Origin of the sequence: Pseudomonas syringae group sp. J309-1, assembly GCF_032582135.1 — a bacterium.
Taxonomy (GTDB): Bacteria; Pseudomonadota; Gammaproteobacteria; order Pseudomonadales; family Pseudomonadaceae; genus Aquipseudomonas; species Aquipseudomonas quasicaspiana.
The window spans coordinates 1-525 of sequence record NZ_JAWHNU010000161.1 but is presented as its reverse complement, the minus strand read 5'-3'; the positions used below and the strand labels follow the sequence as shown (position 1 = coordinate 525).

1 protein-coding gene is annotated in these 525 nt (G+C 66.9%); it reads left to right on the top strand.

The window, feature by feature from the left end; genetic code table 11:
* Positions 1-61: 61 nt before the first annotated feature.
* A partial coding sequence (locus RX972_RS29235) for a prepilin peptidase (RefSeq protein ID WP_316880789.1) occupies positions 62-525 on the top strand: 464 nt, incomplete at its 3' end.

The following is a 525-nucleotide window of genomic DNA, read 5'->3' as shown; positions in this document are numbered from 1 at the left end:
GTTCACCATTGGCCGCTAGCGTCCGCTCTCGACCGCAGCTCCAGCTTGACGGCATGACTCCATGATCCTCGACATCGCACGCTTGATGCTGTTTCCGGCCCTGATGGCCTTTGCGGCGGCGAGCGATCTCTTCACCATGACGATCCCGAACCGGATCTCGCTGGCGCTGGTGGCCGGCTTCTTCGTCCTGGCGCCCCTGACCGGGATGGGCGTCCATGAAATCCTCAACCATGCCGGCGGGGGCGCGCTGGTCCTGGTGGTGGCGTTCGGCATGTTCGCGATGGGCTGGGTCGGCGGCGGAGACGCCAAGGTGGTGGCCGCGGCCGCCCTTTGGTTCGGGTTTGAGCATCTGCTCCCCTATCTGGTGCTTGCTTCGCTGTTCGGCGGCGCGCTGACCGTCCTGGTGCTGCAGCTCCGGCAATGGCCGCTACCCTATCCGCTGGCGTCCCAGGCCTGGCTCAGCCGCCTGCACGACAAGCAGACCGGCATTCCCTACGGCATCGCGCTCGCCCTCGGCGCCCTGTT